We start from the raw sequence: 5,995 nt of genomic DNA, 5'->3' as shown, positions 1-5,995 counted from the left end.
AACACTGAGCCGATTTTTTTATTGCATGTACCTCTACAAAGGCAGTACAGGCGGTCTTTTTGCTTATTCTACTAACGCAGCAGGTTAGTTTAAGTACATTTCTTCACATACTTATTGATAAGCCTATCCATAAAAATAACAAATGCAGCAAATTAATTGACTCAATGCTGTGTAAATAAACGTTTGTATTACGAATCATCATCTTTGTCACTTTAACATGTAAATCAAGTCTACTAAAGTGAGCAGGTTCTTGGTCGTCAACCCCTTCACCAGTTATTTTTAAATTATTTAGATCTTCTTAATAATAATCCCGTGTCCGACTAAATTCTAAGCTGTCAAATTTGATAAAACACCTATGAAGCTGTAATAACGGGCTTTTTTGACGAAAAGTTTTATTGACAAATGATGCTATTCAGTAATACTATATACCAGTGGTAAGTGTTACTAAATACCTGTGATACAGATTACTGAAAAAAAGCGACATACAAATGGAGGAAAAAACTTGGAAAATATCACGGAAATGCTGAAAGGGGTGCTTGAAGGTTGTGTGCTTGAGATCATCAGCCGTGGCGAAACTTATGGCTATGAAATTACGCAACAGCTGCGAGAACTTGGATTTACTGATGTGGTTGATGGGACAGTTTATACGATTACCATGCGGCTTGAGAAAAACAACCTGGTGCACATCGAGAAAAAGCCATCCACTATGGGACCGCCGAGAAAATTTTACACACTCAATGCAGCAGGTCAAGAACAACTTAAAATTTTCTGGAAAAAATGGGATTTCGTCTCAAGCAAAATTAACGAGCTTAAAACCAAATAAAATTAAAAGGAGAAGTAAAATGAGTATTTTTGAAAAAATTATCGGAAGTCTGGATGACAAGCGGGAATGGAGGGCGATGGAAGCACGTGCGAAGTCACTTCCAAGTGAGTACCGCAATGCTTACAAAGCTATCCAAAAATATATGTGGACTGCTGGTGGTGGTCCCACCGACTGGAAGGACAGCAGCCGTATCTTTTACGGCATTCTCGACCTCTTCGAAGAAGGAGCAGCGGAAGGCAAGAAAGTCACTGACCTTACGGGTGAGGACGTTGCAGCTTTCTGCGACGATTTAGTGAAGGATGAGAAAACTTGGAGTGACAGGTATCGCAAGAAGTTGAACGATACCATTGGTCGTGGCTAAAGATAAAATCCTATTGTTTGGTTCAATGAATTTTATAAAATTGGTAATATAACTCCAAACATACAAAAGTTTGTAAAACAATGTACAAAAGAAGAAGCCCTATCCATGCATCGTGAGGATCTATTATATTGTGGTTACCGCTGTTAGATAGATATTAAAAGATATAGAGATAATGTCAATTAGGGCATTGATCCTCGGCAAGATTAATACCTTCAGAAAGTTGGACACGATGTACATGCCAGTCCCACCTTTCTCATCGTGATTATAGATGGTTCTTCCCTATTTTTAGAATGTCTCCAAACGTAAGGCTTTTTAGGACGATGATTGATAGTGGGACTAAAAATCTAAAAAGTGCAGGTATTACACCTGCATTTTTTATTTTAATTTGATGAATTGTTTCAATTTAGCATAGAAAGGCAATTGTAATAATGGATAATGGTATTAGCTATTAAACCGACAGCGAAAGGTAGATAGACATGTTTAAACCTCAAGTTATTGAAAAAAAGTTATCAAAAGCCTTGTTTCAATTTGTCTTTCCTTTTGCTTTTCAAGATGAAAATAATTCAATGATAGATTTCATAAAAAATAATTAGAAATTTACCCACTTTCATCTTGATGATTTAGAGAATGAGTTTCTTTATTATGGCCAGTTCCATGTATCACACAAAGATATCGAAGCTTATTATCTTCCATTCACAAACAAAGTATTGTTCCCTCACTCAGAAACGGATAAAGGCTTCCAGAGATATTCAAAGAAGCTCGGTTTATCGTGCGAGTTAATAACAGATAAGTTAGCCATTCCCTTTACCATACATTCCGCCGACATAATCCTATGTCCTTATCAATTGGGCTTTCTATCCATTCGGACGGAAATTAAAACAGAAAATGATAGGCAATTTTCTCAAGCGTTGGAATTTGCAACCCTTTTTAGATCTTTGGATTCGAATAGTACGAATGAGAAGTCATTAAAAGTCGTTTGCGATGGTATAAAGTTTGAGAAAGTAGAACAATTCCTGTTTCAATACTTGTTTCCTGACTTTCCCAAGTTTTTTTATCGGGGAAAAAGGAATGGTTCCTATTTTGAAACGCTGCCCTTTTTTGAAGATAGCCGGATGTTTGTACAGTCCCTAATAGGTTTTAAAGAAGGAGAAGCACTAAATGAGGTGGATGCCTTTCGAGCCTCAGATTTGAACGGTTTAAATAAAGAAGGAAAACCATATGTCAGTTCAAACAACCTTTTGTTCATTCGTAATTACTTAAATGAAAACGGTTATGCAAGATGGGCTCCGAATACCTTATATGTCTTTGAAGAACATTGCTTTGCTTGTGTAACTAATGAACAATCAAAACTATTTGCTTCTCTTGCGGGCAGTTTTTATGGACAATACTATTATGCCTTACTTTTAAATTTGTTCTATAAGGTTATGCTGTTAAAACTTTCAAATGAATACTCCGCTATTGTAGTGGAAAAAGACCGGGAGAAAGTAGAGGAAATGATTCACTCCATCAATTCCTTTACAGCGAATTATTTTTTTCTCGAGATGGCATCACAAAGCCAAGGCAGGGAAATTCTTTTTAAATTAAGAAAGATGTTTGGAATAGATGGATTATACCAGGACGTTCGAAATACTTTGAATACTTTGTACAGGCGCCAGGAAGAGAGTTCAAATCAAACTGCAAACACTTTGTTGCTTATTCTTACCTTGTATACTGTAGTAGGTGGAATCTTCGGAATGAATTTGGTAATAGAGGATTTAAAGGGGGGCGTAGATTGGAAAAAGGTGCTGTCCTATTCCATTTTTCAGTATATAGCCCTTTTCGTCACATTCAGCGGGTTAATCATAGCTGCTACATTGGGCATAGCTAGCATGGTAAAATGGAAAAGAAACCTTAATAAACGGAAAAAATGGTATGACAACTAGTCGTAGAAAAATTAAGGAGAAAATGATGATAAGGATCCTTGCTGTTGATAATAACAATCAAATAACACTTGGACTAGAAATAACCGAACTCATGAAGAAAGATTATGTATGGTACTGGGTAGACTTTGACCGTCCAGACAGTAAGGAGACTGAATTGTTAAGTGATCCCTTTCATTTTCATCCCTTGGCAATAGAAGATTGTTTGCATACCCTGCAGCGACCAAAACTAGATTATTATGAAAATCATGCTTTTTTTGTATTCCAATTATTAAATAAGGAATCCTGGACAAGGGAAGAGGTGGATGTATTTTTTTCTGAAAATTATATGGTCACCTACCATAACCAGGAATCAGGGGAGATAAACAAAGTATGGGAACGGCTATTGAAAGCCGACAATCTTAAAAAATGTAATGCTTCGCTGGTATTCTATGAAATTTTAGACAAGATTGTGGACAGTTATTTCCCTTTGATGGAAATGGTTGAAGATGGTTTGAATCAGATAGATGAAAACTCGGAGAATAAGCCGGCGGAGTTGCTCCTGGGAAATCTGTTCAAAGCGAGGCATCATCTCCTATTATTACGCCGGGTCATTTTTCCTATGAGAGATCTGGTATACAGGATTCTTAATTCGGAGCGGTTATCATCGGTTCAACTAAGAAAAGAATACTTTGCTAATATTTATGATCATCTTATCCGGTTAGCTGAAATGGTTGAGGCAAACCGGGAATTTACTACTGACATTCGGGAAAGCTATCTGACATTAAATTCTACACAAACCAACCATGTCATGAAGGTACTTACAGTCATCACAACTATTTTTATGCCACTTACCTTTATTGCTGGTATTTATGGAATGAATTTCGAAAATATGCCTGAACTGTCATGGCACTATGGCTATTATGGAGCCATCTTTCTTATGTTTATCATCGGAATGGGAATGTATTTATGGTTTTTGAAAAAAGGATGGTTCAAATAAAATAGTCTCCTAAATCACGAAAAGAACAGAACTGAAGAGGCAGGCCTACCATATAATTCGAGGAAGATAAAAAGCGTCCTTTTTTAATAGGAGGACGCCTTTTTTAATGGTTTTTTAAATTCATCTTCTTCTGCATTTCCTTCCAGCAATAAAGGCTTAAAATACCTATTCCAAATTCGAAAAAAAGCGATGCCTACCCATAAAAACAATATAAATAAAATCAGGCCGGTGAACACATGAGAGGAGGATATAGCAGATAGGCTTAAAAATCCTCCACCAACTGCTATTACAGAAGAAGTAATAAATGCGGAAAGGTTCATTGCCCTTACTGCCCATTTTCCAAGTTGTTTCTTGTTGCTCATTCAAAATAACCCCAATTCATTGAAATTCCTACAATTATTTTACCATCTTTATACAGGTTAAATAAATTGATTCAAATAAAAAAATGACAAATTAAATTGAAAGTATTTCATTTGTGAAGTTTTGAACTTAAACTAATCGGGACGATTCTTCAACAGGAGCAGGTATGCCCATCCTCCATCAGCTATTCGAACATCGCACAACGGGAGGGGGTCCGAACCACCTGAACTGACTTACATCCCTACAAGGCTTTACTTTTTGTATTCATAAAAACAACAGAATAAAAGCAAGAGGTATGAACTCTTGCTCTTATGATTTTTAATGGCTTGTGTTGAGGCTCTCTGGCATCATCAAGTCTTTTTTGTATGCAGCCATTGCTAGTTCATACCTCACCTTTTTGCCTGCCTCTACGTAATCCGCTTCCTTCACAAGACCTGATAATGAATACCGGTGGCCACTGAAACCCACGTTTAGTTCAGTGATTTCGTTGAATTTGAAACTCTCCACAGGAACACCGTTCTCATCCTTTAGCAGGTATTCACCGTATTTCTCGTTGCATGTTTGGGCAACTTCCTCCATCACCTCGAAGGCCTCGTCTGGATTTTGCTTATAGTTGAGAACAAGGCTTTCGTTCACCCGGCGCCTTCCCCGGTTCCCGTTCTGAAGTTCCATGATGCTGCCATAGGCGACTGTATTGAGGTATCCGTCATACTGGCGGATCTTCAGGTGGCGCATGCTGATTTCCTCGATTTTCCCCTGACGGTTTCCGTTGATGATGACATAATCCCCGAGGTGGATTTGACGCTCAAACAGATAGGTTAGCCCCATAATGTAATCGCGGATGATATGCTGTAGGATCAATGCCAAGGCACCTGCCACCACGACCGAACCAGTGACAAGCTTTGCCAGGTTGAAGAAATGGCTAAGCACATAAAGAAAGAAGAACAACAGCCCCAATACCTTTGTCACCTGTCTAGCGAAATGCATCAATGTCTCTTCTCGCTTTTCATCTAATAAGCTCGTTTTGTCAAAGAAAAGCTTGATGGATTTGCGGATCAAATAAACCGTGAATATAATAAGCAGTGCAACCGTTAAAATTTTTACGGGCAACTGCTGGAACAGTTCCAAGAAAAACATCCTATCCACCCCTACTTTTTTACACTGTACCATAGGAATGCGGATAAGGAGAAAAACATTCCTTTCCCAACAAACCTTACCTTAACGATATCATAAATCCGTGCTTCTTGAGGATTTATATTGCCAATAATGTGTTTACCGTTGCAGAAGGGATATTAAAAGATAAAGAGATAAGGTCAATTAGGAAATTGTTCCTCGGCAAGATAAATACCTTCACATAGTAGGACGCGATGTACATGGAAATCCCATCTTTCTCTGCGTATAAAGAATTTCTTATTAAGCTAACGGGTGTTTTACTTCAATAATAAGTAGAACCTTTTTTCTGCTGTTCCACTATAGGGCAGTTTAGTTGAAAAAGGACACTTTAACTTTATAATGAAAAAGTGTTAGTATAATATATTGGATATTATCCCGTT

General features: G+C 37.5%; 6 protein-coding genes. 4 read left to right on the top strand and 2 right to left on the bottom strand.

What is annotated here, in order from left to right; all coding sequences use genetic code 11:
* Positions 1-502 precede the first annotated feature (502 nt).
* The 4 genes from G8761_RS26410 (at position 503) to corA (ending at position 4,082) form a co-directional block, all read left to right on the top strand.
* Positions 503-823: a PadR family transcriptional regulator gene (locus tag G8761_RS26410; protein ID WP_166030908.1), complete on the top strand. Its 321-nt coding sequence runs from the start codon at positions 503-505 to the stop codon at positions 821-823.
* 19 nt (positions 824-842) lie between these two features.
* Entirely contained in the window at positions 843-1,184 is a 342-nt protein-coding gene (locus G8761_RS26405; protein WP_166030907.1) for a DUF1048 domain-containing protein, read from the top strand.
* 1,112 nt (positions 1,185-2,296) lie between these two features.
* Positions 2,297-3,106 carry a hypothetical protein gene (locus tag G8761_RS26400; protein WP_166030906.1) on the top strand — a complete coding sequence of 270 codons (810 nt, stop codon included), beginning with the start codon at positions 2,297-2,299 and terminating at the stop codon, positions 3,104-3,106.
* A gap of 25 nt (positions 3,107-3,131) precedes the next feature.
* Positions 3,132-4,082: a magnesium/cobalt transporter CorA gene (gene corA, locus G8761_RS26395; protein WP_166030909.1), complete on the top strand. Its 951-nt coding sequence runs from the start codon at positions 3,132-3,134 to the stop codon at positions 4,080-4,082.
* Positions 4,083-4,165: 83 nt separating this feature from the next.
* Here the strand turns inward: corA and G8761_RS26390 are convergent, their stop codons facing one another.
* The gene (locus G8761_RS26390) at positions 4,166-4,444 is read right to left on the bottom strand and encodes a hypothetical protein (RefSeq protein WP_166030905.1); all 279 of its coding nucleotides are present in this window, start codon (positions 4,442-4,444) and stop codon (positions 4,166-4,168) included.
* A gap of 316 nt (positions 4,445-4,760) precedes the next feature.
* Positions 4,761-5,579, bottom strand: coding sequence for a mechanosensitive ion channel family protein (locus G8761_RS26385; protein ID WP_166030904.1), 819 nt, complete (start codon positions 5,577-5,579; stop codon positions 4,761-4,763).
* Positions 5,580-5,995: the final 416 nt, after the last annotated feature.

Source organism: Neobacillus terrae, from assembly GCF_011393025.1.
GTDB lineage: Bacteria > Bacillota > Bacilli > Bacillales > Cytobacillaceae > Neobacillus_A > Neobacillus_A terrae.
Note: the sequence above shows the minus strand (reverse complement) of the source record. Positions and strands in the feature narration are given on the sequence as shown.

What these genes read in the sequence shown, in the direction of transcription:
- G8761_RS26405 (WP_166030907.1), top strand. Translation starts at nt 843, where the DNA reads ATGAGTATTTTTGAAAAAATTATCGGAAGTCTGGATGACAAGCGGGAA.
- G8761_RS26400 (WP_166030906.1), top strand. Translation starts at nt 2,297, where the DNA reads ATGTTTGTACAGTCCCTAATAGGTTTTAAAGAAGGAGAAGCACTAAAT.
- corA (WP_166030909.1), top strand. Translation starts at nt 3,132, where the DNA reads ATGATAAGGATCCTTGCTGTTGATAATAACAATCAAATAACACTTGGA.
- G8761_RS26390 (WP_166030905.1), bottom strand. Translation starts at nt 4,444, where the DNA reads ATGAGCAACAAGAAACAACTTGGAAAATGGGCAGTAAGGGCAATGAAC.
- G8761_RS26385 (WP_166030904.1), bottom strand. Translation starts at nt 5,579, where the DNA reads ATGTTTTTCTTGGAACTGTTCCAGCAGTTGCCCGTAAAAATTTTAACG.